Source organism: Rhodococcus sp. RDE2, from assembly GCF_020885655.1.
GTDB lineage: Bacteria > Actinomycetota > Actinomycetes > Mycobacteriales > Mycobacteriaceae > Rhodococcus > Rhodococcus pyridinivorans.
Map to the genome: position 1 here is coordinate 3,299,934 of NZ_AP025186.1, position 24,928 is coordinate 3,324,861.

The window sequence follows — 24,928 nt, forward strand, 5'->3', positions numbered from 1 at the left end:
TCGTCCCATGGTCGACGAGCCGCAGCCCCGCCGGACCGGGCAGGTACCGGGCGTTCACAGGGAACGCCCGGTACCGCCGTCCCGTCCTCAGCGGGCACCGCTGCCCGACGCGCTGCTCCGTCGGGTCAAACAGTTCTCGGGGCGACTGTCCACCGAAGCAGTGCACGTCATGCAGGAGCAGTTGCCCTTCTTCGCCGATCTCGACGCATCGCAACGGTCGACCGTGCAGCTGGTCATCCAGACGTCGGTGGTCGACTTCCTCGAGTGGGTGCGCAATCCCGACAGTCCCGACAGCGACCTGCGGTTCAGCCTCGACGCCTTCCAGATGATCCCGCAGGATCTCGCCCGGCGCCTGACACTGCGTCAGACGGTGGACATGGTCCGCGCGGCGATGGAGTTCTTCGAGCAGTGGCTGCCGGCCCTCGCCCGCAACGAGGAACAACTCGTGGCACTCACCGAGGCGATCCTGCGGTACGGGCGCGAGCTCGGGTTCGCCGCCGCGGCGGTGTACGCGGGGGCGGCCGAGTCGCGGGGCGCATGGGACACGCGCCTCGAAGCCCTCGTCGTCGACGCCGTGGTACGCGGGGACACCGGGCCCGACATGCAGTCGCGGGCCGCGACCCTCAACTGGGACGCGACCGCCCCGGCGACGGTGATCGTCGGCACTCCCCCACCCGACCAGGGCGTCTCGGTGATCACCACCGTGCACACCGTCGCCCAGGAGCACGGTCGCGCCGCCCTCGCGGTGGTGCAGGGCGAACGCCTGGTGATGGTGGTCAGCGGGGAACTGCACGGGACGGTCGACGCAGCGAACTTCCGCACCGAGTTGATGCGCGCGTTCTCCGACGATCCCGTCGTGATCGGTCCGACGACACCGACGCTGGCGACCGCACACGTCTCCGCGGTCGAAGCGCTCGCCGGCATGGAGGCGGTCGTCGGATGGCCGGGAGCTCCCAGGCCGGTGCACGCCGCGGAGCTGCTGCCCGAGCGTGCGTTGCTCGGTGATCCCGGCGCGATCGCCGCGCTCGAGGACTTCGTCGTCGCTCCGCTGGCGGCTGCCGGGCCGTCCCTCGCGGACACGCTCGACGCATACCTCGACAGTGGGGGCGCTGTCGAGACTTGCGCCCGAAAGCTGTTTGTTCATCCAAATACCGTGCGGTATCGATTGAAGCGGATCACAGAAATAACGGGTCGGGATCCCACAAATCCCCGCGATGCGTACGTGCTCCGAATCGCTGCCACGGTAGGTCGCCTGGCACGAAGCCATAACGAATTGAGATCGCCTGCACCACCTGCCACTCGATTCACAATTCGCGAATCGGACACGTAACGTCTCCGACCTTTCGTCCGATAGCGAGCATCGACGTGCAGATTTGTGGGAACCCTACAAATCGAGGGGCAACCTTTCATCGCTACCGACATCTCGCAGGCACCCGCTCGCGGTGTTCCCTGGTGATCGTGATTTCGCTGCTTGCCCCCGGTCAGGGGTCTCAAACACCCGGAATGCTCGCCCCGTGGCTCGAGCAGTCCGGAGCGCGCGACCGCATCGACCAGTGGTCGCAGACGGCGGGACTCGATCTCGCGCGTCTGGGCACCACTGCCACCGCCGAGGAGATCACCGACACCGCGGTGACCCAGCCGCTCGTGGTGGCCTCCGCCCTGCTCGCCTTCGAGGATCTCGACCGTCGCGGCCTCGTGCCCGCCGACACGATCGTGGCCGGCCACTCCGTCGGTGAACTCGCCGCGGCCGCCATCGCGGGTGTCATCAGCGCCGACGATGCCGTCGCCCTCGCCGCCATCCGCGGAGCCGAGATGGCCCGCGCCTGCGCGCTCGAACCCACCGGAATGTCCGCCGTGCTCGGCGGTGCCGAGGACGAGGTGCTTGCGCGCCTCGCCGAGTTGGATCTGACCCCCGCGAACATGAACGCGGCCGGTCAGATCGTCGCAGCCGGGCGCCTGAGCGCGCTCGAGGAGCTCGCTGCGAACCCGCCCGAGAAGGCCCGCGTCCGCGCTCTGCCGGTCGCCGGTGCCTTCCACACCCGATTCATGGCACCCGCCCAGGACGCCGTGGCTGCCGCCGCGGCGAAGATCACACCTTCGGATCCGACGCACACGTTGCTGTCGAACTACGACGGCAAGCCCGTCACCTCCGGAGCCGACGCCCTCGAACGTCTCGCAGCCCAGGTCACCCGGCCCGTCCGGTGGGACCTGTGCACCGCCTCCCTGCGTGAAGCGCAGGTGAGCCGGATCGTCGAGCTTCCCCCCGCCGGCACGCTGGTGGGCATCGCCAAGCGCGAGATGCGCGGCACGCCCACCGTCGCCCTCAAGACCCCCGCGGAGATCTCCGCTCTGGCCGAAAGTCTTCAACTCGGTTAGGTTGCTGCGCGCGCCGTCGCACAGCACGGGCACCTCACCGGGATATCCCCGGACCCCCGACCGGAAACATCCGGCCGGTTTCGAACGACATAGTCGATACATCGAGAAGGGAGCCACATCGTGGCCGCCACCCAGGAAGAAATCATCGCCGGTCTCGCCGAGATCATCGAGGAGGTCACCGGTATCGAGCCCTCCGAGGTGACCATCGACAAGTCCTTCGTCGACGACCTCGACATCGACTCGCTGTCCATGGTGGAGATCGCCGTGCAGACCGAGGACAAGTACGGCGTCAAGGTTCCCGATGAGGACCTCGCAGCTCTGCGCACCGTGGGCGACATCGTCGCCTACATCCAGAAGCTCGAGGCTGAGGGCGTTCAGGTCACGAACGACGGCGAGTGAGCTCTGCCGTGACTTCCCCCTCCCCTCGGACAATGCGCAACGTCGTCGTCACCAGCCTCGCGGCGACGACGTCGCTCGCCGGCGACGTGGACGGCACCTGGAAAGCACTCCTGGCCGGTGAGAGCGGGATCGGCACCCTCGGCGGGTTCGTCGACGAGTTCGACCTACCCGTACGCATCGGCGGCACTCTGAAGGTCGGTCCCGACGAAGGGTTGTCCCGCGTCGAGATCCGCCGGATGAGCTTCGTCGAGCGACTCGCACTCACGCTGGGCCGCACGGTCTGGCAGAACGCCGGTAGCCCGGAGGTCGACAACGATCGTCTCGGCGTGGTCATCGGTACGGGTCTCGGCGGCGGGGAGTCGCTCATCGAGGCCGTCGACAAGCTCCGTGAGGGCGGCTACCGCAAGGTCTCGCCGTTCGCAGTGCAGATGATCATGCCGAATGGGCCGTCGGCCACGGTGGGACTCGAACTCGGTGCCCGTGCCGGGGTGATCACCCCGGTCTCGGCGTGCTCGTCCGGGTCCGAGGCGATCGCGAACGCGTTCCGCATGATCGCTTTCGGTGACGCCGACATCGTCGTCACCGGAGGTGTCGAAGGCCAGCTCGACGCAGTGGCCACGGCCGGATTTTCGATGATGCGGGCGCTGAGCACTCGCAACGACGACCCCAAAGGTGCCTCTCGGCCCTTCGACAAGGATCGCGACGGTTTCGTCTTCGGCGAGGCCGGCGCACTGATGGTCCTCGAGAGCGAGGAGCATGCCAAGGCACGCGGAGCGACCATCCACGGTCGCATCCTCGGCGCCGGTATCACCTCCGACGGTTACCACATCGTCGCCCCCGATCCGGAAGGTACGGGAGCGGCACGGGCCATGCGGCGGGCGATCGAGACCGCCGGGCTCACCAAGGCCGACATCGGGCACGTCAACGCGCACGCGACGGCCACCCCGATCGGCGACGTGGCCGAAGCCAAGGCCATCAACGCGGCCGTGGGCAACCACGCCGCGATCTACGCCCCCAAGTCCGCGCTCGGTCATTCGATCGGTGCGGTGGGTGCACTCGAAGCAGTACTCACGGTCCTGTCTCTGCGTGACGGGGTCATCCCGCCCACGCTGAATCTCGAGAATCAGGATCCAGAGATCGATCTCGACGTGGTCAAGGGCGAACCGCGTTCCGGCCGGATCGATTTCGCGCTGAACAACTCGTTCGGTTTCGGTGGGCACAACGTGGCGCTCGCATTCGGTCGCGCCTGACCGTCGACGCCAGTCCGCCCCATGCGGTGGAGGCTCCGCCCGGAGCCTCCACCGCAGCCCACCACCACCGCGTCTGCCCGAGGAGTACCCGATGACCATCCTGGATCCAGCCACCCCGCGTGAGACGACGGTGGACCCGAGAGATCCGTTGGCCCGTCTCGAGAAACTGTTCGACCCGGGCAGCCTGGAACTGCTGCACACCCGCGACAAGTCGGGCGTCCTCGCCGCCGTCGGCGACGTCGACGGCATCCGCACCGTCGCATACTGCTCCGACGCCACCGTCATGGGCGGAGCCATGGGCGTCGAGGGATGCAAGCACATCGTCTCCGCCATCGACCACGCCATCGACCACGAGATCCCCGTGGTCGGCATCTTCCACTCCGGTGGTGCGCGTCTGGCCGAGGGCGTCGAGGCCCTCCACGCCGTCGGCCTGGTCTTCGAGGCCATGGTCCGCGCGTCCGGTCTGATCCCCCAGATCTCCGTCGTTCTCGGCTTCGCGGCCGGTGGTGCCGCCTACGGCCCGGCCCTGACCGACATCGTCATCATGGCTCCCGAGGGCCGCGTCTTCGTCACCGGACCGGACGTGGTTCGCAGCGTCACCGGTGAGCAGGTCGACATGGAGTCGCTCGGCGGCCCCGAGACGCACACCAAGAAGTCCGGTGTCGCCCACATCGCCGCGCACGACGAGGCCGACGCTCTGCACCGGGCGCGCCGCCTGGTGTCGATGCTGGCCGAGCAGGGCGAATTCGACGTCGCCGCAGCGGCGCTCGGCGACACCGACCTGCGGGCGCTGATGCCCGCCTCGCCGCGACGCGCATACGACGTCCGGCCGATCGTCCACCAGCTGCTCGACAACGTCGACGGCGAATCCGCCTTCGAAGAACTGCAGGCCGGCTGGGCCCGCAGCATCGTCACCGGCTTCGGCCGTCTCGGCGGCCGCACCGTCGGTGTCATCGCCAACAACCCGCTCCGCCTCGGCGGCTGCCTCAATTCCGAGAGCGCCGAGAAGGCAGCGCGTTTCGTGCGGATGTGCAATGCCTTCGGTGTTCCGCTCGTCGTCATCGTCGACGTCCCCGGTTACCTTCCCGGTGTGAGCCAGGAGTGGGAGGGTGTCGTGCGACGCGGCGCCAAGTTGCTCCACGCGTTCGCCGAGGCGAAGGTTCCCCGCGTCACGCTGGTGACGCGCAAGATCTACGGCGGCGCGTACATCGCGATGAACTCCCGGGCGCTCGGGGCCACCGCCGTCTACGCGTGGCCGGAGTCCGAGGTGGCCGTGATGGGCGCGAAGGCCGCTGTGGGCATCCTCCACAAGAAGGCCCTCGCTGCGGCTCCCGAGGAGGAGCGTGAGGCGCTGCACGACCGTCTCGCCGCCGAACACGAGGCGATCGCCGGTGGCGTCGGGCGCGCGATGGCGATCGGTGTGGTCGACGAGATGATCGATCCCGCCACCACGCGCAGCACGCTGGCCGCCGCGCTCGCTGCCGCACCCGCGGTTCGCGGTGGGCACAAGAACATTCCGCTCTGATCCGGACACAGCACGAGAACACCGGCATCGCTCCTCGGAGCGGTGCCGGTGTTCTCGTATCAGGAAGATGTGGGGTGCGTTCCGGTCGCGTCACCGGGGCGGCGGACCGCGGTCAGCCGACGTCCCGGCGGAGCCATGTCACCTGCGCGCCTTCGTCGCCGCTGCGGTACGGCTCGAGCTCTTCGTCCCATGCCGTTCCGAGGGCGCGGTGCAGTTCGCTCGTGACATCGGCGGAGGACAGCATGGCGCGTAGACGCATCTCTCCGACGACGATGTCGCCGTTGGCGCTGGTGCACCCGCGCCACAGACCCAGTCGGGGGACGTAGCTGAAGCGTTCGCCGTCGACGCCCTCGCTGGGGTTCTCGGTGATCTCGAAGCGGAGCATCGGCCACGACCGCAGCACGTCCGCGAGTCGCGCGGCCGTGCCCACGGGCCCGACCCAGTCGACGCAGGTGCGCAGCAGCCCCGGTGCGGCGGGCTGGCCCGTCCACGAGAGATCGGGCCGGCAGTCGAGGATGTCGGCCAGTGCCCACTCGATGTGCGGGCACACGGCCGCCGGTGAGGAATGGACATAGATCACCCCCGCCGTGGCATCCGCGAATTGGTTGGATGCGCGCATACATTCACCTCCGATTCGACCAGGACGTCTTCCCCAACGACCTTCGTCGATCAAGGCTTCTCCATGCAGGCTGCGTACAAGTGTGCCCGTGTGGCGTGTGTTTCGCCAGCGAACCAGAGAGGTTTATGTGAATTCGGTGATGATCGCGTCTCCGAGGGCAGGCCAGAGCGGTTTCGCCCAGTCTCCGAACGCACGATCAGTAAGTACCACAGCGGCGACGGAAATTTCGGGATCTACCCAAATGAAGGTGCCCGATTGACCGAAATGACCGAAAGTACGCGGTGAATTACCGGTGGCGGTCCAATGCGGATTCTTTTCGCCCCGGATCTCGAATCCGAGACCCCAGTCGTTGGGCTTGAACATCCCGTATCCGGGCACGAGTCCGTTCAGACCGGGGAACTGCACGCTGGTCGCCTCGGTGAGGGTTTCGTGCGAGACCAGAACGGGGTCGAGCAGTTCGCGCGCGAACAGTGTGAGATCGGCGACCGAGGACTGCGCCCCGTGCCCGGCCGGCCCCGGCAGGGACGAGGACGGCATGCCCAGCGGCTCGAAGACCGCCTGCCGGAGGTATTCCGGGAACTCGATACCGGTTTCCGTCTCGACGAGTTCGGCGAGCACTTCGAAGCCCGCGCTCGAGTAGATCCGCTTCCGTTCGGGTTCGGTCTGCACGGTGCGCTCACCGAACGCCAGACCCGAGGCGTGAGCGAGCAGATGCCGCACCGTCGACCCCTCGGGGCCCGCGGGCTGATCGAGCTCGATCGCGCCCTCCTCGACGGCCACCAGCGCGGCGTACGCCACGAGCGGTTTCGTCACGGACGCGAGGGGAAAGACCTCGTCGAGGTCTCCCCTGGACGCGGCCGTTCCGCCGTCGCGGGTCACCACCGCGGCGGCGGAACGGTCGACAGGCCAGTCGCTGAGCAGATCGAGGCTGTGCACGCGATCAGCCTACGAGACGACCCGGCGGCGCGGGGTCACCGGTCGGTACCGGTCACCAGTCGGCTTCGGTGTAGCGGATCACGCCGCGGATGTTCCTGCCCTCGAGCATGTCCCGGTATCCGTCGTTGATCTGCTCGAGGGTGTAGGTGCGCGTGACCATGTCGGCCAGGTTCAGCTGACCGGACCTGTACAGGTCGAGCAGATTCGGGATGTCGACGCGGGCGTTGCACCCCCCGAAGATGTTGCCCTTGAGATCCTTCTGCAGCATCGAGAACAGGAACGAGTTGAGCTTGACGTCCATGTCGGACATGTAGCCCATCGCCGTGACGACGCACCGGCCGCCCTTGGCCGTGAGCGTCAGCGCGGGATCGACCAGCTCCCCCTTCATCTCGCCGACGGTGATGATCGTCGAGTGGCACATGCGGCCCCACGTGATCTCCATGATCGGCACGATGGCCTCCTCGATGGAGGCGTAGGTGTGCGTGGCACCGAACTTGAGCGCCTGCTCGCGCTTGAACGGTTCCGGGTCGATCGCGAAGACGTGGCGCGCACCGGAAGCCACGGCGCCCTGCAGCGCGCTCATCCCGACGCCGCCGACGCCGATGATGGCGACCGAGTCGCCGGCCTTGACCTCGGCGATGTTCGTCGCCGAACCCCAGCCGGTGGGCACACCGCAGCCGACCAGCGCGGCGAGCTCGAACGGTACGTCCTTGTCGATCTTGACGACCTGACTCTGGTTGACCGTCATGTACGGCGAGAAGGTGCCGAGCAGGCACATCGCGATCACGTTCTGGCCGCGCGCCTGGATGCGGTAGGTACCGTCGGAGATCGCCTGGCCGCTGAGCAGTCCGGCGCCCAGATCGCACAAGTTCGAGTGCCCCGAGGCACAGGACGGACACCGTCCGCACGCGGGGATGAAGGACAGCACGACGTGGTCGCCCACCTCGAGGCCCACCACTCCCTCACCGACCTTGGTGATCACGCCCGAGCCCTCGTGACCGCCCATGGCGGGGAAGGACGGCATCGGGGTTGCGCCCGTGACGATGTGGTGGTCGGAATGGCACATGCCGGCGGCTTCCATGCGGATTTGCACTTCGCCCGCGACGGGATCACCGAGTTCGATTTCCTCGACCGACCACGGTTCGTCGATGCCCCACAGCACTGCACCCTTGGTCTTCATCTGGCTCGCCCTCCATCGCATTGCCGGTTGTGCACGTGACGATAGACACAATCGCACAAAATTGAAACAGGTTCTAGCCCTCGTCCCGGTCCGGTCGACCTGCGACCGCGGATACCGTGGGAGCCGAGCACCGCGGGTCCCCACCGCCCGACCGTCCGAGGAGATGCCGTGCCCGACAATCCGGAACTCACCTTCCACGGCGCGGCGAGAACCGTCACCGGCTCGTGCTCGATGATCGAACTCGGCGAGGCTCGCATCCTGGTCGACTGCGGGATGTTCCAGGGTTCGCGCAGCCTCGAGAAGCTCAACGTCGCGGAGTTCGCGTTCGCCCCGGAGTCGATCGACGCGGTGATCCTCACCCACGCCCACATCGACCACTGCGGGCTGCTCCCCAAGCTCGTCGCACGTGGCTTCGAGGGCCGCATATTCTGCACTGCCCCGACGGCCGAGCTGCTCTCGTTCATGCTCGCCGACTCGGCGCGGATCCAGGAGTTCGAGGCCCAGCGCCGCAATCGGCGGCGCGACCGCACGCACCGGGCGAAGTTCCACCCGATCTACACCGAGGAGGACGCCCGGCTCGCCGCCTCGCGCGCCCGGCCGGTTCCACTCGAGGAGTGGTTCGAGCCGGCACCCGGTTTCCGGGTCCGCCTGTGGAATGCCGGACACATCCTGGGATCGGCGTCGGCGGAGATCGAGGCCGGTGGTGTGCGCATGTTGTTCTCGGGTGATCTCGGCCCGGAACAGAAGGCCTTCCATGCCGATCCGGAAGGCCCGACCGGACTCGACCACGTCGTCTGCGAATCCACCTACGGGGACCGCTCGCGCCCTCGGCTCACGATCGCCGAGCGCCGCGACCTCCTCGCCCGGGAGGTGAACGAGGCACTGGAGCGAGGCGGCAATCTGATCGTGCCCTCGTTCGCTCTCGAACGCACCCAGGAGTTGTTGCTCGACATCGGACACCTGCTCGACGACGAGCGGATTCCGGGGGTGCCGGTCTTCGTCGACTCCCCGCTCGCGATCCGCGCCACCGATGTCTTCGCAGCGCATGCCGGAGAACTCGAGGACCTCGACGGCCGGAACGTCTTCCGCCATCCGGGCATCCGGTACACCGCCGAGGCCGAGGAGTCGATGCGGGTCGACACCTACCGACGCGCGATCATCATCGCGGCCTCCGGGATGTGTGAGGCCGGACGGGTTCGGCACCACCTGCGGAACAACCTCGCCCGCCCCGACTCGACGGTGCTCTTCGTCGGCTACCAGGCGCAGGGCACGCTCGGCAGGGTGATTCTCGAGGGTGCGCCGAAGGTCCGGATCTCGGGTGAGGACATCGACGTCCGTGCGCAGATCCGGCGGATCGACAGCTACTCCGCGCACGCCGACCGCGGCGAACTGGTGCGCTGGGTCGGGCACCGCGCGCCGATCTCCGGCACGGTCTTCCTCGACCACGGCGAGCCCGATGCGCTCGCTGCCTTCACGGCGTCGCTGCACGGACTCGATGCGGACCTGAACGTGGTCGTTCCGGAGATCGGCACGCGGTACCGGCTCGTGGCAGGTGGCCCGGCCGAGTACGTCGAGACCGTCGCACCGCCGGCACCGGTGCACGTCGGCCGCGACTGGCAGAACGAGTACGCCGAGTTCGCGACCGGTCTGCGCGACCAGCTGCTCGAGATCGACGACCCGCGAACCCGGGAGCGCGCGATCGCCGCGATGCGGAAGGTGCTCGACGAATACCGCACGGGTGCCCCGCCCCCCGAGGAGCACCGACGCCACTCGAGGCCGGGCCGACGCAAGCCACCACCTCGTCGGAGGCGCCGTTTCTGAGCCGATCCCTCCACCTTCCGCGAGAATCGTCTCGCGCGATATGCATCCTCTCATTGTAGAGAATGGCATTTCCGTCTAACGTGATCCTCATGTTCGACCGCGGCGAGGGCCGCCGCATTGGCATCGGACAACGGAGGACGAACCATGACGACGAAGGCGCTCGCGCCCGACGTATCCACGTGGCCGGCAGAGAACCCGCAGCTCATCGGCAGCCGCTGCGACGACTGCTCCGCGACCACGTGGCCCACCCAGCCGCGCTGCCCCCGGTGCAGCGGGGCGAACATCTCGGAACTGCTGCTGCCGCGTCGCGGCACGCTCGTGGCATGGACCACGCAGGGATTCGTGCCGAAGCAGCCCTACGCGGGCAACGAGACGGCGGCGACCTTCACTCCCTTCGCGTTCGGCCTCGTCCAGCTCGGTGACGTGGTCCGCGTCGAGGCCCGCCTCACGGAGACCGACCCCGAGAAACTGCGCCCGGGCATGGAACTCGAGCTCACCTTCGTCCCCTTCTACACCGACGAAGAGGGCACCGACATCGTCACGTGGGCCTTCGCGCCGATCTGATCCGCACACATCCCATCGAGGAGTTCCCGACATCATGAACGACGTTGCCATCATCGGGGTGGGCCTTCACCCGTTCGGTAGATTCGGCGCCAAGTCGGCCATCGAAATGGCCGCAGACGCAATCCAGCTCGCGCTCGAGGACTCGGGTGTCGCCTGGAAGGACATCCAGTTCGGCATCGGCGGCAGCTACGAGGTCGACAACACCGACGCCGTCACCCGCCTCGTCGGCCTGACCGGCATTCCCTTCACCAACGTGTTCAACGCGTGCGCGACGTCCGCCAGCGCGATCGAGCAGACCGCCGACGGGATCCGTTCCGGCAAGTACGACATCGGCATCGCGGTCGGCACCGACAAGCACCCCCGCGGCGCCTTCACCGCCGATCCCGCCATGCTCGGTCTGCCCGCCTGGTACGCCGAGAACGGACAGTTCGTCACCACCAAGTTCTTCGGCATGAAGGCGAACCGCTACGCCATCGATCACAACATCTCGCACGAGACGCTCGCACGGGTCGCAGCGAAGAACTACCGCAACGGCGGCCTCAACCCGAAGGCCTTCCGCCGCACGGAGTTCGGCATCGACGAGATCCTGTCGTCGCCGATGCTCAACTACCCACTCACGGCGAAGATGTTCTGCGCGCCGGACGAGGGTGCCGCAGCGGTGATCATATGCCGCGGCGATCTGGTGTCGAAGTACACCACCAACAAGCCGGTCTACCTGCGATCCACTGCGATTCGCACGCGCACCTACGGCGCGTACGAGGTCCATGCGACGTGGGCGTCGGTCGAGGAGGACGTCTCCCCCACCGCCTACGCCGCCAAGGCCGCCTACGAGGCCGCCGGCATCGGCCCCGAGGACGTCGATGTCGCCCAGCTCCAGGACACCGACGCCGGCGCGGAAGTGATCCACATGGCCGAGACCGGCCTGTGCGCCGACGGCGACCAGGAGAAGCTGATCGCCGAGGGAGCCACCGAGATCGGCGGGTCCCTCCCGGTGAACACCGACGGTGGTCTCATCGCCAACGGTGAACCCATCGGCGCCTCCGGTATCCGCCAGGTCCACGAACTGGTGCTGCAGCTGCGCGGTCAGGCCGGCGAGCGGCAGGTTCCGGGCGAACCGAAGGTGGGCCTCGCCCAGGTCTACGGCGCACCCGGCACCGCCGCCGCGTCGATCCTGTCACTCTGAGTGCCACGTAATCGTTCGAAAGTCCGGCCACCGCACGAGATCCCGAGTGCGGTGGCCGAACTCGTCTCGGCGCCATCGCGAGTCCGGAATCACAGCACCCCGGGGCGCTTTTCGCAACCGGAGGAAGATACTGTCCAGCTCAGCGGGTCGAGTGTGGGGGAACGACTCATCAGCATCAATTCGAGTCGAGGAGTTCATCCGTGCGTCGATCCGTCGTGTCCCGTCGTGGCTTTCGCAGCCTTGCGGTCGGTCTCGCAGGCCTCTCGGCGCTCGTGTTCGGCACCGCCACCGCGCACGCCGATCCCGAGCAACCCGACGCCGAGCCCGCCACCGCCTACGTCGAGGGCGTCGACGAGGTGACCGACCAGCACTGGACGGTCCGCGTCTACTCTCCAGCCATGGACACCGTGATCCCCCTGGACGTCCTGCGTCCGGCCGATCCGAGCGAGCCCCGGCCGGTCGTCTACGCCCTCGGCGGCGCGGGTGTCGGCGTGATCGACGGCACCGGGTGGATGGAGAGCAGCGACATCGCCGAGTTCTTCTCGGACAAGAACGTCAACGTGGTCATCCCCGCCACCGGCAACTTCAGCTACTTCACCGACTGGGATCTCGACGATCCGGTTCTCGGTCGCAACCAGTGGCAGACCTTCCTCCTCGAGGAACTGCCGCCCGTCGTCGACGAGCTGCTCGACACCGACGGCAAGCAGTCGATCATCGGCATGTCCATGAGCGCCGGCTCCGCGCTGGACCTCGCGATCCAGAGCGGCGACCTGTACTCCGGCGTCGCATCCCTGAGCGGATGCGTCCGCACGAGCGATCCGGTCGGTCAGCTGTACGTGAGGCTCGTCGTCGAGCGCCGCGGCAAGGGCGACGTCGAGAACATGTGGGGTCCGGCCGACGGTCCGCGCTGGGCCGAGCACGACGTCTACCTCAACGCGGAAGGCTTGCGCGGCAAGGCCTTGTACCTGTCGAGCCGCAACGGCCTGCCCGGCCCGTACGACGTCCCCGGTCAGGAACGCGCGGCGGGCGAATCGTTCGCCACGCAGATCGTCGCAGGCGGAGCGATCGAGGCCGCCACGAATGCCTGCACGCACCAGCTGGTGGACCGGCTCCAAGCGCTCGACATCCCGGTCACGGCCGAACTCGATGCCGACGGAACGCATTCGTGGGGCTACTGGGAGGACGACCTGCGCAAGGCGTGGCCGATCCTCGCCGAGTCGATGGGCGCTGAGGCCTGATCGCGAGGCGTCACTCGCCGGGGTCCAACCGGATCCGGGCGACCACCGAACGGTGATCCGCCCCGGGAAGGTCGTCGGACTCGAACGCGACGGCCGTCCCGTTGCCGACGAGGATGCGATCGATCGCCACCAGCGGTGGGCCGGGTTTGTCGGTGGGATAGGTACGCACCGTCCCCGCTCCCGCCTGCTCCGCGGCATCGGCGAAACGCCCCGAGAGCAACGCGCGGAACTGCGCATGGTCGTAGGTCGCGTTGAAATCGCCGCCCACGACTGCGGGGACGTCGGCCGGAGATCGATCGAGGATGTCCTGCAACCGTGACAGTTCGGCAGCCCAGTCCTGCGCGTCGAACACCGGTGGGACCGGATGGAACGCGTGGACCGCGACCGGTCCCGCTCCCGGTACGTCCGCGACGGCCGAGAGCTGGCGGAAGACGAATCCGTCGTGTTCGACGGTGTCCGACAACGGAAACCGGCTCCAGATCCCCGTTCCCGACGCCAACTCTCCGGGGACGAGATACCGATGGGGCAACAGCTCGTCGAGACCGGCACGGGTGAGTCCGTCGACCCCCGCAGAGGTGAGTTCGTTCACCGTGAGCAGGTCGACGTCGCGGTCCCGGACCCGGGACACGACGACCTCGGGATCGGCACCCCCGTCGAACAGGATGTTCGCGTGCATCACCGTGAGGTCGGGACCGTCACCGGACGCGGCCGTCGCGACGTGGAGAGGCGCCTGGGTCCAGACCGCCGCCGCAGCAACCGCAATCGCAACGAGGGCCCCGAGTGGGCGTCGACGGACGGCGAAGACGATCAGCCCGATCACCGCACCGGCCATCAGATACGACGCGCCGGACCCTGCGAGCACCAAGGGCTGAGCCGACCACGTACCGAAGTGGAGCGCGAGCCCGACCGCGCCTGTCGCGGTTGACGTCCACCCGAGAACGTCCGATCCGAGCCGGAGCCACTTCGCAGTCACCACGCCACACAACCATGCCGCAGGTCCGTGCGCGAGGACCCGTCACCGATCGGAGCGGGAGGCGATCGCGGCGAGGCGCTTCGCGAGCCGGTCCGCGGCCTCCCGAAGTTCCGGTGGCTCGATGACGACCGCCTCGAAGCCCATTCGCGCGACGTGCATCACGACCCAGTCCGGGTCGTCCGCGCCGACGACGAGTACGCACCACCCGTCCTCGTCGTCCTCGACCCGCCCGACCTGCGGTGGCACCATGTCACGCACCTGGTCGGCGTCCGCCCGCAGGCGGATCCGCGCGATGTACCGGTAGGGCGACTCCGTCACGGACCGCTGGACGTACGACACCGGATCGGGGTGCTGCCGCGGCCGGAACCGCCACGTCGTGGGCGTCACGTCGCGCATCCGGTCGAGCCGGAAGGTGCGCCAGTCGTCGCGATCGACGTCCCATGCCATGAGGTACCAGCGCTGCCCTGCAGCGACCATCCGCACCGGTTCGACGGTGCGCTCGTCGTCCACCTCCTGCCGGGTGGTGTACCGGAACCGCACGCGGATCGCGTCGCGGCATGCGCGAGCCAAGCCCAGCAGCGTGTCGGCATCGATCTCGGTGCTCGTGCCGACGACGGTTTCGGTGGCGCCGTAGATCGCCCGCACCTCCGCGCGCAGGCGCGGCGGCATCACCTGGTCGAGCTTGGCCAGTGCGCGCAGGGCCGCCTCGGCGGCACCGGCGATGGGGCTGCCCGACGCCAGTCGCAGCGACACCGCCGTCGCGATCGCTTCGTCGTCGTGCAGGAGCAGCGGCGGCAGTCTCGTGCCGGCACCGAGCTGATACCCACCGCCGACACCGGGGGTCGCGCGGACGGGATAGCCGAGGGCGCGCAGACGATCGACGTCGCGGCGCACCGAGCGATCGGTCACGCCGAGTTCCGCAGCCAGTTCGTCAGCGGTCCACGACGGGCGACTCTGCAACAGCGCAAGCACCCTCAGAACCCGTTCGGTGGTCGACTCGACGGTCACACGACGATCGTCGCACGGATCACGGACCGAATCTGTCCGGAATATGCGTCAACCTGGAGCCATGACAGAACTCGACTGGAACCACCTACTGCGACAGCAACTCGACTATCCGGTTCGCCGCCGCCTCGACGGCCTCACCGACGACGAATACTTCTTCGAACCCGCACTCGACTGCTGGAGTGTTCGGCCGCGCGGGACGGGCACCGCTCCCCTACTGGGAGGCGCCGGGGCGATGACCATCGATTTCGCGTTCCCCGAACCCGATCCGCCGCCCTTCACGACCATTGCGTGGCGGCTCGGTCATGTGATCGTCGGTGTACTGGCGATGCGCAACGCGAGCCATTTCGGACGCACCGCCACCGACTACATGTCGTTCGAGTACGCAGCGACCGCGGACGAGGCCCTCGCCCAGCTCGATGCCGAACTCGCCACGTGGATCGCGGGCGTCGAGTCCCTCGGGGAAGACGGACTCGCCCGGCCGTGCGGTGAAGCCGAAGGACCGTACGCCGAGTACCCGATGGGCATGTTGGTCCTGCACATCCACCGCGAACTCATCCATCATCTGTCCGAGGTCTGCCTTCTGAGGGACCTCTACCTGCACACCCGTACCCGCGCCCGACAGGAGGCGAGCTGACATGGCCCGCGACATCCAGATCACGTTCGACTGCGCCGATCCCGCGGCTCTCGCGGATTTCTGGGCGGACGCACTCGGCTACGAACTCCAGAAGCCGCCCGGCAATTTCGTCTCGTGGGACGACGCGCTCGACGCGATGGGGGTGCCACTCGAACGACGCAACGACGCGTCGGGCATCGTCGACCCGGACGGGGCAGGGCCCCGGCTGTTCTTCCAGAAGGTGCCCGAGGGCAAGCAGGCCAAGAACCGGATGCATCTGGACGTGCGTGCCGCGCCCGGACTCGACGGCGCCGAGCGCATGGCCGCCCTGGAAGCCGAGGCCGAACGGCTCGTCGCGCGCGGCGCCACGCGCCTGGAGCGTCACGACCCGGCGCCGCCGTTCGGGGCCGGCCACATCGTGATGGCCGACCCCGAGGGCAACGAATTCTGCCTCGACTGAGACTTCGCGTGGTCAGGCCGGTTCCGAGACCCAGTGGACGAGTTGCCAGATGATCCCGTTGGGATCGGCGAACTGGCAGTACCGCTCGCCCCACGGCTCGGTCTCCGGCTTGGTCACCACCGTCGCACCGGCTTCCGCGACGCGCGCGAACTCGGTGTCGACGTCGTCGACGACGAAGGCGATGAGCATGCCCTGACCGGCCGGACCGGCGATGGATTCCGGCTTGAAGGTCGACAGCCCGGTACGCAGGAACACGATATTGAAGCCTGCGTCCGGGTGGGACAACGAGACGAATCCGTCCGCGGACATCTCCTCGGTGAAACCGAAGTGCCGGATCGCGAAATCGGCCGATGCGGCCGTGTCGGCGACGTTGAGCGACAACGCTGTCGAATTGATTTTCATAGGACCTCCCCCGGGACAGAAACCTTGTACGGCGTATAGAGTACCCTCCAGAACGAGTTTTCGGGAGGCATTTGTGGCGCGCGACCTGATCGACCTTCTGTGGCGCGAGCATCCCGATGCGCCGACTGGCGGTTCCCGTGGGCCGAAAGCCAAGGTCACCACCACATCCGCGGTGGACGCGGCCGTCACCGTCGCCGACGCGGAGGACCTCGACGCAGTGACGATCCGTCGCCTCGCGACCGATCTGGGTGTCTCCGCCATGGCCCTGTACACCCATGTCGGGTCGCGTGACGAGCTCCTCGTCCTCATGGTCGACCGGGTCCACGCCCGGCAACCCCGGCTGCCCTACGAGTCCCCGTCGTGGCGGGATCGGGTACGGCAAGTCGCCGAAGCCGAACTCGAGCACTACGCCGCGCACTGGTGGCTGCTAGACGTCGACGATCAGCGCACGGCCCTCGGCCCCGGCACGATCGCGAAGTACGACCACGAACTCCACGCCTTCGACGGCACGCCCCTCGGCGACATCGATCGCGACGCCGCGCTCACGTTCGTCGCGGACTTCGTGCGGGGTGCGGCCCGAGCCCGACGCCCCGATCCGCACGCCGCCGACATGGGCGAGGCCTGGTCGCGATGGAACGAGCGACTCGCGCACTATCTCGGCGACGCCCATCCCCTCGCGCAACGGGTCGGGGCGGCGGCCGGGGCGGAGATGAACGCCGCCTACAGCCCGCACCACGCATGGGAGTTCGGGCTGCAACGCGTCCTCGACGGGCTCGAACCGCTCGTCTCGAATGGCGGGGTGCGGCCCACCGGGGAATGATTTCCCCGAAGGTTCCGTACGACAGATTCGAGGTTTCATGAAGCGATTCGCCGCGGGCGTGCTCGGTTGTGCCGCAATCGCCCTCGCAGTGCCGGCCACGGCGTACGCAGATCCCGGCACACCTACGCTCCCCACGGAGGACTACTCCGGGTGCCGTTTCGCGTCGATCTCCGCGGAATGCCGCTGGGAAACGCTCCTCGCCAGCTTGGCCGGCCTGTTACCGACCGGATCCGCGGAGGCCGGACCCGCCATCCGGTAAGAGCCGTCACGACTTGGGTGGATCCGCCCCCGCTTTCCGGGGTCGGATCCACCCGAATCGCATCACCCCTGCCGCACCTCTTCGAGCCTGCGGATCAGCGTTGCCGCGTCGAACGGGCCGGTGTGCCGGGTGAGGTCCGAGCCGGTAACGCCGAGATAGAAAGTCGGTGTTCCGAAGACGTCGCTGGTCTCGGCGTCGAGATCGTCGTCCTCGACGCGGTGCCGGTGACGCCCGAGGCGCAGGTCCTCGTCCAACAGGTCCATGTCGAGCCCCAGTTGCTGGGCGTGTTCGTAGATCTCGTCGTGGGACAGAGCGTCGCTGTGGGCGAACAGATGGTCGTGCATGTCCCAGAACCGTCCCTGCGCGGCGGCAGCCTCGGCCGCTTCGGCAGCGAACCGCGCGTGCGGGTGGTGCTCGTCGAGGGGCAGGTGCCGGAAGACGTACCGCAGTTCGTCGCCGAAGTGCTTGTGTACGTCGCGGATGCTGCCGGTGGCCTTGCTGCAGAACGGGCACTCGAAGTCTCCGTACTCGACGAGTGTGAGCGGAGCGTCGACTGGTCCCCGCACGTGGTCGCGATCCGGGTCCACCGGACGCAGCAGTACCAACCCGGCCGGTCCCTGTGGCGGATGCAGACGGTCGGACAGCCGGAACAACGCCCAGCCCAGTGCGGTGGCCAGAACCGCCGCGAGGAGTACGCCGATCCGGGCGTCGTTGGCCGCTTCGGGAGATTCGATTGCCAGATCCACGATGAACAGGGAGATCGTGAACCCGATGCCGGCGAGCGCGGCACCCCCGCTGATGCGCGAGAGAGTGAGTCCCGGCGGCAGGCTGCCCGGCCGCAGACTCGAGAAGACGGCGGTGGCCGCGGTGATGCCCACGAGTTTGCCGACGACCAGACCGAGGACGACGCCCCACGTGATCGGCGACCGGATCGCAATGCCGACGGTCTCAGCGGAGATCACCACACCCGCATTGGCGAGGGCGAAGATCGGCACGACGAGGAACGCCGTGTACGGCTGGTAGAGCCGTAACAGCCGCTCGTTGACGGACACCGCGCGGAGCACCCCGAGTTGCGCGGCGCGCGCGTAGTCGGAATTGGGCGATTGACGGAAGGCCCGCGTGAGTTCGCCGGCGCGCTCCACTTCGCTGCGGCGCGGCGGATAGACGGGAAGGATCAACGCGATCAGCACACCGGCGAGGGTCGGGTGCACACCGGATTCGTAGAACGCCACCCACGTCCCTGCCGCGACGACGAAGTAGACGACGCCCCGCCACACCTCGAGCCGGCGGAACTGCAGGATCAGCAACAGTCCGATCGCGGCAGGTATCAGGTAGACCGGCTGCAGATCGTCGGTGTAGACGAAGGCGATGATGGCGAGGGCGCCGATGTCGTCGGCCACGGCCAGCGTGAGGATGAACACGCGCAGGCGGGCCGGGCAGCGGGGTCCGACCAGCGCGAGCGCACCGAGCACGAAGGCGGTGTCGGTGGACACGACCACACCCCACGCTCCTGCGGCCTCCCCGCTGGGATTGAGCAGCAGGAACAGCGCTGCGGGCAGCGCCAGACCCGCGATCGCGGCCACGAGCGGGACCGCGGCGCGCGTCCGGTCGGTGAGCTCTCCCATGGTGAGCTCGCGTTTGACCTCGAGGCCGACGACGAAGAAGAACAACGTCATGACGGCGTCGTTGACCCAGTGTTTGAGGTCGAGATCGATGCCGTAGTCACCGATGCTGATGCTGAGCGGCGTGTGCCAGAACGCCTCGTACGAGTCGCCGAGGTTGGCCCAGACCAGAGCGATCAGGGTTGCCGCGAGTACGACGCCAGCCGCGAGCGTGTCGTCGTCCGTGCCGTCGCGGACCCCTGCCAGGAGATCGGACGCCCGGCGGAGCGTCGTCGGTTTCTCGTCGACCGTCATGTGCTCCCTCGTTCCGCAGTCCGCTTCGAGCAACTCGGTGCCGGTGAGTACGCCGACGAAACCGCACAACGCCCGGCCCCGGGGCGATTATTTCCGGTACCGACCGTTCGGAACCACATTGTCCGAACACAACAGTGCAACCGGATCCGTCATCCGGGAGGCGGAATGCACCCCTCCGACTATCGACCTCATCCGAAACTAGACCGAATCGTTGTGCCAACAACCGATTTCGGCGGTTCGACAGCCCGACCGTTACATTCCGCCACTACATGTCACCTCCACGGACGATAGCCCTGCGCGTCCGCGCCGGGTATCGTCACGATCCACCGAAGCGTCGGTTCCGAATAACCCTCGGCGAGAACAACTTTCCTAAGTTCTCTTACGGAGAGGAGGTGGATCCGTTGCTGCACAGGGGAACGATCCGAAGAGCCCGATGGATGTTGATCACCGCAGTGGGAGCAGGGGTGCTCGTCGCAGCGACGACACATCAGCCCGTCTCTGTGGACGGGACCGACCCGACGGTCGCGCATGCCCGCGCGTCACACTCCTCGGTGCCGGCATGTGCGCCGCCGGACGGCGCGCCCGCCTGGCGTCCGGACGAGCTCGGCGACCACCCGGATCCACCGGCTGCGATCGGAGCGGTGGCGAACGGACGGATCGGAGGCGTCTTCCATCCGTCCACCACGATTCGACTGATCGGCCTGGAGGTGTGCGAGCAGTACATCGACCGCAGCATCGTCACCACGAACGACGGTCGGTTCCTGTTCCCCGGTCTCATGCCGGGTCGCTACACGCTGCTGAGAGACGACGGTACGGTGCTCACCGAGGTCGAGGTGTCCGCCGAGTCACCGGATCACTCCGGACTGGTGCTGGCTCCCGGTTAGGCCGTCAGCACGAGGAGGTAGCCGCCGCCGGCCGACTCGATCCTGGTGTCGAATCGCACGCTCGGCTCGAGGCGCGACAAGCGGTCGAGGAGCCACTCGGAGGCCTCCTCCGCGTCCGACTTCTCGGGACACCGGGCGACGGCGACGCGACCGCCCTTGCGCGTGAGCTGCTCGACGACGCCGATGATGGGCGCCGGGTCGACGACGAACAGCCGGTCGGGCCACGGCACGACGGGTTTGACGGCACCCTTCTTGGTGTTGCAGGCGCGGTGCGCGAGCCGCTCGACTCCGCCCTTCCCCTTGCCACCCTTCTTGGCGGTGTTGATGCTGTCGATGCTGGGACCGCGCGGGTCGTTGACCGACATGTCGGGGTCCACGGGCTCGTCGCACAACCAGCAACGCCACGCCTCGCGTTCGCCGACTTCTCGAAGGGTGCTCATGGGGTCGAACGCTACCGTTCCGAGAAGCAGGAACATCTCGCGGCCACGAGCGGAGGATGTGGGGCGGGCGGGGCTCGAACCCGCGACCAGCGGATTATGAGTCCGCGGCTCTAACCGACTGAGCTACCGCCCCGTCGCGACGACACGCGTCGCACAGTGCCGCACTGCTCGCACGGCGCGATCGAATGCTACCCGGACACAGCGGGCAACACGCTGCCGGGTGCGAAGTAACAGAGATCACATCGGGGAGGCTCTGTCGCATCGACATACCCCTGGATGCACAGAATCCTCCCACCCGTGACGGGTGGGAGGATTCTTGGGCGCTCCCCCGGCTGGACTCGAACCAGCAACCGTTCGATTAACAGTCGAATGCTCTGCCAATTGAGCTACAGGGGATTGTCCTGCGGTGCTCCGCGGTTTCCCCCGGTGCGTGAAAAACCATAGCGTCCCACCCACCGCAGCACCAAATCGCCTGCTTGTGGGCATGCTGCGGGGTCATCGGGCAGGATGGGGACGACGCAGTCACGGGTGGAAGGACAACACATTGATGGGTTTGTTGGTCGGGGTCGCTGCGGGATACGTGCTCGGCACCCGAGCGGGTCGCGCGAGATACGAACAGATCAGCAAGACGGCCAAGGCGGTGGCCGCGAGCCCCGTCACGAAGAAGGCGATCGAGGTGGGCCGGCAGAAACTCGCCGACTCGCTCAGCCCTCAGCCCAAGCTCGAGCCGATGAAGCCCATCGACGAGACGACCACGATCATGATCCCGCGGGACCAGTTGAAGAAGTAGGCGGTCAGCCGGCCAGGCCGTCACCGATGGCCTGGTCGAGCAGGCTCCGCCGGTACTGTTCGAGCGCCATGAGGTCACCGAGCAGGGCGTGGAACTCCTCGGACTCCGTGGCCGGGGAGATCCGCTGCAGTTTGGACTTCAGTTCGGCCACCTGCTCGCCGACCCAGACCTCCTGCAGCCGCGCCAGTACGCCGCCGATGTAGCGCGGCAGCCGGTCCTCTTCGGTGGGGACGGGTTCGACGGCGAGTTCCATCACGAGCGAATGCGCGACGGGGTCGGTCGCGGCCCTGCCGACGGCGTCGACCCATTCGGCTCCCCCGAGGCCCGCTGCGGTTCCGCCGGCGTCGGCGACGGCCTGCCGCACGGCCGCATAGGCGGGGTCGCTGAATGTCTCCGGCGGCAGGGAGTCGAAGACGGTGCCGGCGATGCCCGGATACTGCAGCGCCGACTTGAGCGCGTCGCGCTGCGGCCACAGCGTCGGATCGTTCGGCCGGGGACGTCGCAGGGCCGACACGGGCTCCGCCGTGGCCGTCGCGGGCCGTGTCTTCGCTTCCGGTGCACGGACTCCTCGCCGCGCTTCCTCCTGCACACGCCGGCGCACGGTGGGGATGTCGTCCCATCCCGTCCAGTGCGCGAGTTGCACCGCGTAGTTGTCGCGGATCGTGCGGTCCTTGATCCGGCCCACGACAGGAACGCACCGGCGCAGAGCCTCGACGCGACCTTCGACGGTGTCGAGGTCGTGTTCGGCGAGAATCGATTTCACGACGAACTCGAACATCGGGGTGCGGCGGGCCACAAGATCGCGCACCGCGCCGTCGCCCGACTGTTGCCGTAACTCGCACGGGTCCATGCCCTTGGGTGCGATCGCGACGTAGGTCTTCGCAGCGGTCTTCTGATCTCCCTCGAACGCCTTCATCGCCGCCGCGCGACCGGCGTCGTCGCCGTCGAAGGTGTAGATGACCTCACCGCGGAAGAAACTGTCGTCCATGAGCAGGCGACGCAGGAGCGCGAGATGTTCGTCACCGAAGGCGGTGCCGCACGCAGCCACCGCGGTCTTCACGCCGGCCAGGTGCATGGCCATGACGTCGGTGTAGCCCTCGACGATCACGGCCTGATGCGACTTGGCGATCTCGCGCTTGGCGAGGTCGAGACCGAACAACACCTGAGACTTCTTGTACAGCACCGTTTCCGGTGTGTTCATGTACTTGGCGGTGATCTGGTCGTCGTCGTACAGACGGCGGGCACCGAAGCCGATGACGTCGCCCGCGAGATTGCGGATGGGCCACAGCAGCCGACGGTGGAAGCGGTCGATCGGGCCGCGGCGTCCCTGCCGGGACAGTCCGGCGGCCTCGAGTTCGGAGAAGTCGAATCCCCGGCCGAGGAGGTGCTTGGTAAGCGCGTCCCAGCCGGCGGGTGCGTAGCCGCAACCGAACGTCTCGGCGGCCGCCTGGTCGAAGTTGCGTTCGGTCAGGTAGTCGCGGGCGGCCTGGGCGTCGGGCGTGCGCAGTTGCTCGGCATAGAACTGCTGGGCGGCCGCGTTCGCCGCGACCAGCCGGGCACGGGTGCCCCGGTCGCGCTGGACGGACGGACCGCCGCCCTCGTAGTTCAGCGTGTAGCCGACACGCTCGGCGAGCTGCTCGACGGCTTCGACGAAGCTGACGTGTTCGATCTTCTGCAGGAACGAGTAGACGTCGCCGCCCTCACCGCAGCCGAAGCAGTGGTAGTGCCCGTGATTGGGCCGCACGTGGAAGGACGGGGACTTCTCGTCGTGGAAGGGACACAGGCCCTTGAGCGAGTCGGCGCCCCCGCGCTTGAGTGCGACGTACTCGCCGACGATGTCCTCGATGCGCACGCGGTCGCGAATGGCCGCGATGTCTCTGTCTGAAATACGGCCGGCCACGAGACGAGTCTAAGCCGCCCCGCAGACTGCTCGGCAGGACGGTCGGCCGCGACCTGCCGTCGCGATCGCTCGAGCCTCGTCAGCCCCAGCTCGCCTGCGCGGCGAGGCTGTCGCGGTCGATCCGTTCGAGGCGTGATTCGGTGCACGAGGCGATCTGATCGACCACGACCCGCACCTTCGCAGCATCGTCGGGCGCGGACTTCCAGGCGGCGACGAAGAACGGGTCGAGACCGACCGGCGCGGTGCGCAGCAGCCACTCGGCGACGCGGTGGATGCGCTCGCGTTGTGATTCCTGGCGGGTGCGGTGGGCGCGGTCGGACATGACGAACTGCAGCGCCATCGTCTTGAGCAACGCGACCTCCGAGACCACGATCGGCGGGACCACGAGGTCGGCGTCGTACCGGGTGACGCGTCGGCCTTCCGTCGCCTCCCGGGTCCCGAGGATCGCTGCGTTGGCGAAGCGGCCCACCAGCTCGCTGGTCAGCTTCTTGAGCGCGACCGAGCAGGCGAGGGTACCGTCGAAGGTGCCGACGGCGCGGACCACCGGCATGGAGGACAACCGCTTGGCCGCCTCGGTCAACTCGGCCGGGTCGAGACCCGAGAATTCGCGCATGCCCACCTCGATGAGTCCGGCGACATCGTCGGGATCGTCGAGCATCCGCAGGTCGATGCGACCGTCGATCACACCGTCCTCGAGGTCGTGCACCGAGTACGCGACGTCGTCGGACCAGTCCATGATCTGCGCCTCGAGGCACTTGCGGCGCTCGGGTGCGTCTTCGCGGATCCAGTGGAGGACCTCGGCGTCGTCGTCGTACGAGCCGAACTTCGCGCCCGGGCGCGGACGCGTCCACGGGTACTTGAGCGTCGCGTCGAGCGAGGCCCGGGTGAGGTTGAGACCGGCGCTCGAGCCGTCCGGATAGAGGATCTTCGGTTCGAGGCAGGTGAGGATGCGCAGGTTCTGCGCGTTGCCCTCGAATCCGCCGCAGGACTCCGCGACCGCGTCGAGTGCCCGCTCACCGTTGTGCCCGTAGGGCGGGTGCCCGATGTCGTGGGCGAGGCCGGCGAGGTCGACGAGATCGGGGTCGGCGCCGAGTCCTTCGGCGATGCTGCGGCCGATCTGCGCGACCTCCATCGAGTGCGTCAGACGGGTGCGCGGGGTGTCGCCGTCGCGGGGGCCGACGACCTGTGTCTTGTCGGCCAGGCGGCGCAGGGCCGCGCAGTGCTGCACGCGCGCACGGTCGCGTGCGAAGGCGGTCCGCTCGGACGCCGCTCCCTCGGACCCGGCGAGCGCCGAGGTCTTGCGCGGCTCGGCAACGCGCCGTTCGAGATCGTGTTCGCTGTAGCCCTGCATCACACTGCCTTCCGTCACCGA

The 24,928-nt window shown here is 67.9% G+C and carries 24 protein-coding genes and 2 tRNA genes; 14 read left to right on the forward strand and 12 right to left on the reverse strand.

Translation table 11 applies throughout. From position 1 onward, the window contains the following. Window positions 1-7: 7 nt before the first annotated feature. The 5 genes from LPH33_RS15375 to LPH33_RS15395 all read left to right on the forward strand — a co-directional run bounded on the left by LPH33_RS15375 (window position 8) and on the right by LPH33_RS15395 (window position 5,550). Window positions 8-1,330 (forward strand): PucR family transcriptional regulator, encoded by a 1,323-nt coding sequence (locus LPH33_RS15375; RefSeq protein WP_229565065.1) that lies wholly within the window; start codon window positions 8-10, stop codon window positions 1,328-1,330. 128 nt (window positions 1,331-1,458) lie between these two features. Beyond that, window positions 1,459-2,376 (forward strand): ACP S-malonyltransferase, encoded by a 918-nt coding sequence (locus LPH33_RS15380; protein WP_088897295.1) that lies wholly within the window; start codon window positions 1,459-1,461, stop codon window positions 2,374-2,376. A 120-nt stretch (window positions 2,377-2,496) separates the two neighbouring features. Beyond that, complete coding sequence (gene acpM / locus LPH33_RS15385) at window positions 2,497-2,775, forward strand: meromycolate extension acyl carrier protein AcpM (RefSeq protein WP_229565066.1); 279 nt, start codon at window positions 2,497-2,499, stop codon at window positions 2,773-2,775. An 8-nt stretch (window positions 2,776-2,783) separates the two neighbouring features. Beyond that, entirely contained in the window at window positions 2,784-4,025 is a 1,242-nt protein-coding gene (locus tag LPH33_RS15390) for a KasA/KasB family beta-ketoacyl-ACP synthase (protein ID WP_229565067.1), read from the forward strand. Between the two features lie 91 nt (window positions 4,026-4,116). Then, complete coding sequence (locus LPH33_RS15395; protein WP_016691371.1) at window positions 4,117-5,550, forward strand: acyl-CoA carboxylase subunit beta; 1,434 nt, start codon at window positions 4,117-4,119, stop codon at window positions 5,548-5,550. 112 nt (window positions 5,551-5,662) lie between these two features. Here LPH33_RS15395 and LPH33_RS15400 read toward each other — a convergent pair whose 3' ends face one another. From LPH33_RS15400 to LPH33_RS15410, 3 genes are all read right to left on the reverse strand, one after another. Next, entirely contained in the window at window positions 5,663-6,169 is a 507-nt protein-coding gene (locus LPH33_RS15400) for a DUF3145 domain-containing protein (protein ID WP_088897242.1), read from the reverse strand. Between the two features lie 123 nt (window positions 6,170-6,292). Further along, a complete protein-coding gene (locus tag LPH33_RS15405) occupies window positions 6,293-7,105 on the reverse strand; it encodes a serine hydrolase domain-containing protein (RefSeq protein ID WP_229565068.1) in 813 nt (270 codons plus the stop codon). 52 nt (window positions 7,106-7,157) lie between these two features. After that, on the reverse strand, window positions 7,158-8,285 hold the full coding sequence (locus LPH33_RS15410) for an NDMA-dependent alcohol dehydrogenase (RefSeq protein WP_229565069.1): 1,128 nt from the start codon (window positions 8,283-8,285) through the stop codon (window positions 7,158-7,160). Window positions 8,286-8,453: 168 nt separating this feature from the next. Here LPH33_RS15410 and LPH33_RS15415 point away from each other — a divergent pair, with 168 nt between their 5' ends. From LPH33_RS15415 to LPH33_RS15430, 4 genes are all read left to right on the forward strand, one after another. Further along, a complete protein-coding gene (locus tag LPH33_RS15415) occupies window positions 8,454-10,106 on the forward strand; it encodes an MBL fold metallo-hydrolase (RefSeq protein ID WP_229565070.1) in 1,653 nt (550 codons plus the stop codon). Window positions 10,107-10,250: 144 nt separating this feature from the next. Then, window positions 10,251-10,670, forward strand: a complete 420-nt coding sequence (locus tag LPH33_RS15420) for a Zn-ribbon domain-containing OB-fold protein (protein WP_088897239.1) — start codon at window positions 10,251-10,253, stop codon at window positions 10,668-10,670. 31 nt (window positions 10,671-10,701) lie between these two features. Beyond that, window positions 10,702-11,853, forward strand: coding sequence for a thiolase family protein (locus LPH33_RS15425; RefSeq protein ID WP_229568352.1), 1,152 nt, complete (start codon window positions 10,702-10,704; stop codon window positions 11,851-11,853). Window positions 11,854-12,053: 200 nt separating this feature from the next. Further along, a complete protein-coding gene (locus tag LPH33_RS15430) occupies window positions 12,054-13,091 on the forward strand; it encodes an alpha/beta hydrolase (RefSeq protein ID WP_229565071.1) in 1,038 nt (345 codons plus the stop codon). A 10-nt stretch (window positions 13,092-13,101) separates the two neighbouring features. On the opposite strand, the gene LPH33_RS15435 is transcribed toward LPH33_RS15430, so the two are convergent. Beyond that, window positions 13,102-14,067, reverse strand: coding sequence for an endonuclease/exonuclease/phosphatase family protein (locus LPH33_RS15435; RefSeq protein WP_088897237.1), 966 nt, complete (start codon window positions 14,065-14,067; stop codon window positions 13,102-13,104). A gap of 39 nt (window positions 14,068-14,106) precedes the next feature. After that, entirely contained in the window at window positions 14,107-15,072 is a 966-nt protein-coding gene (locus tag LPH33_RS15440) for a helix-turn-helix transcriptional regulator (protein WP_229565072.1), read from the reverse strand. 61 nt (window positions 15,073-15,133) lie between these two features. Between LPH33_RS15440 and LPH33_RS15445 the strand changes: the two genes are divergently transcribed. Together LPH33_RS15445 and LPH33_RS15450 are read left to right on the forward strand one after the other, a co-directional pair. Further along, a complete protein-coding gene (locus LPH33_RS15445) occupies window positions 15,134-15,706 on the forward strand; it encodes a DinB family protein (protein WP_088897235.1) in 573 nt (190 codons plus the stop codon). 1 nt (window position 15,707) lies between these two features. Beyond that, the gene (locus tag LPH33_RS15450) at window positions 15,708-16,145 is read left to right on the forward strand and encodes a VOC family protein (RefSeq protein ID WP_229565073.1); all 438 of its coding nucleotides are present in this window, start codon (window positions 15,708-15,710) and stop codon (window positions 16,143-16,145) included. 12 nt (window positions 16,146-16,157) lie between these two features. Here the strand turns inward: LPH33_RS15450 and LPH33_RS15455 are convergent, their stop codons facing one another. After that, window positions 16,158-16,547 (reverse strand): VOC family protein, encoded by a 390-nt coding sequence (locus LPH33_RS15455; protein ID WP_229565074.1) that lies wholly within the window; start codon window positions 16,545-16,547, stop codon window positions 16,158-16,160. A gap of 73 nt (window positions 16,548-16,620) precedes the next feature. Between LPH33_RS15455 and LPH33_RS15460 the strand changes: the two genes are divergently transcribed. Beyond that, window positions 16,621-17,367: a TetR/AcrR family transcriptional regulator gene (locus tag LPH33_RS15460; RefSeq protein ID WP_229565076.1), complete on the forward strand. Its 747-nt coding sequence runs from the start codon at window positions 16,621-16,623 to the stop codon at window positions 17,365-17,367. A gap of 321 nt (window positions 17,368-17,688) precedes the next feature. On the opposite strand, the gene nhaA is transcribed toward LPH33_RS15460, so the two are convergent. Further along, window positions 17,689-19,542, reverse strand: a complete 1,854-nt coding sequence (gene nhaA / locus LPH33_RS15465) for a Na+/H+ antiporter NhaA (protein ID WP_229565078.1) — start codon at window positions 19,540-19,542, stop codon at window positions 17,689-17,691. A 437-nt stretch (window positions 19,543-19,979) separates the two neighbouring features. Here nhaA and LPH33_RS15470 point away from each other — a divergent pair, with 437 nt between their 5' ends. Beyond that, complete coding sequence (locus LPH33_RS15470; protein ID WP_229565079.1) at window positions 19,980-20,426, forward strand: hypothetical protein; 447 nt, start codon at window positions 19,980-19,982, stop codon at window positions 20,424-20,426. On the opposite strand, the gene LPH33_RS15475 is transcribed toward LPH33_RS15470, so the two are convergent. The 3 genes from LPH33_RS15475 to LPH33_RS15485 all read right to left on the reverse strand — a co-directional run bounded on the left by LPH33_RS15475 (window position 20,423) and on the right by LPH33_RS15485 (window position 21,262). Further along, complete coding sequence (locus tag LPH33_RS15475) at window positions 20,423-20,866, reverse strand: hypothetical protein (RefSeq protein WP_202399853.1); 444 nt, start codon at window positions 20,864-20,866, stop codon at window positions 20,423-20,425. The two genes, LPH33_RS15470 and LPH33_RS15475, sit on opposite strands and share 4 nt — an antisense overlap. Window positions 20,867-20,925: 59 nt before the next feature. Beyond that, window positions 20,926-20,999: transfer RNA gene (locus LPH33_RS15480), tRNA-Ile, on the reverse strand. A gap of 190 nt (window positions 21,000-21,189) precedes the next feature. Then, window positions 21,190-21,262: transfer RNA gene (locus LPH33_RS15485), tRNA-Asn, on the reverse strand. A gap of 148 nt (window positions 21,263-21,410) precedes the next feature. Between LPH33_RS15485 and LPH33_RS15490 the strand changes: the two genes are divergently transcribed. After that, the gene (locus LPH33_RS15490; protein WP_024101344.1) at window positions 21,411-21,656 is read left to right on the forward strand and encodes a hypothetical protein; all 246 of its coding nucleotides are present in this window, start codon (window positions 21,411-21,413) and stop codon (window positions 21,654-21,656) included. 4 nt (window positions 21,657-21,660) lie between these two features. On the opposite strand, the gene dnaG is transcribed toward LPH33_RS15490, so the two are convergent. Together dnaG and LPH33_RS15500 are read right to left on the reverse strand one after the other, a co-directional pair. Continuing rightward, window positions 21,661-23,556, reverse strand: coding sequence for a DNA primase (gene dnaG / locus LPH33_RS15495; RefSeq protein WP_229565081.1), 1,896 nt, complete (start codon window positions 23,554-23,556; stop codon window positions 21,661-21,663). Window positions 23,557-23,635: 79 nt separating this feature from the next. Next, entirely contained in the window at window positions 23,636-24,907 is a 1,272-nt protein-coding gene (locus LPH33_RS15500; protein ID WP_088897228.1) for a deoxyguanosinetriphosphate triphosphohydrolase, read from the reverse strand. Between the last annotated feature and the right edge of the window lie 21 nt (window positions 24,908-24,928).

Coding starts and splice junctions, on each gene's coding strand:
- LPH33_RS15375 (WP_229565065.1), top strand. CDS start 8: ATGGTCGACGAGCCGCAGCCCCGCCGGACCGGGCAGGTACCGGGCGTT.
- LPH33_RS15395 (WP_016691371.1), top strand. CDS start 4,117: ATGACCATCCTGGATCCAGCCACCCCGCGTGAGACGACGGTGGACCCG.
- LPH33_RS15400 (WP_088897242.1), bottom strand. CDS start 6,169: ATGCGCGCATCCAACCAATTCGCGGATGCCACGGCGGGGGTGATCTAT.
- LPH33_RS15410 (WP_229565069.1), bottom strand. CDS start 8,285: ATGAAGACCAAGGGTGCAGTGCTGTGGGGCATCGACGAACCGTGGTCG.
- LPH33_RS15420 (WP_088897239.1), top strand. CDS start 10,251: ATGACGACGAAGGCGCTCGCGCCCGACGTATCCACGTGGCCGGCAGAG.
- LPH33_RS15445 (WP_088897235.1), top strand. CDS start 15,134: ATGACAGAACTCGACTGGAACCACCTACTGCGACAGCAACTCGACTAT.
- LPH33_RS15450 (WP_229565073.1), top strand. CDS start 15,708: ATGGCCCGCGACATCCAGATCACGTTCGACTGCGCCGATCCCGCGGCT.
- LPH33_RS15455 (WP_229565074.1), bottom strand. CDS start 16,547: ATGAAAATCAATTCGACAGCGTTGTCGCTCAACGTCGCCGACACGGCC.
- nhaA (WP_229565078.1), bottom strand. CDS start 19,542: ATGACGGTCGACGAGAAACCGACGACGCTCCGCCGGGCGTCCGATCTC.
- LPH33_RS15470 (WP_229565079.1), top strand. CDS start 19,980: ATGTTGATCACCGCAGTGGGAGCAGGGGTGCTCGTCGCAGCGACGACA.
- LPH33_RS15475 (WP_202399853.1), bottom strand. CDS start 20,866: ATGAGCACCCTTCGAGAAGTCGGCGAACGCGAGGCGTGGCGTTGCTGG.
- LPH33_RS15500 (WP_088897228.1), bottom strand. CDS start 24,907: ATGCAGGGCTACAGCGAACACGATCTCGAACGGCGCGTTGCCGAGCCG.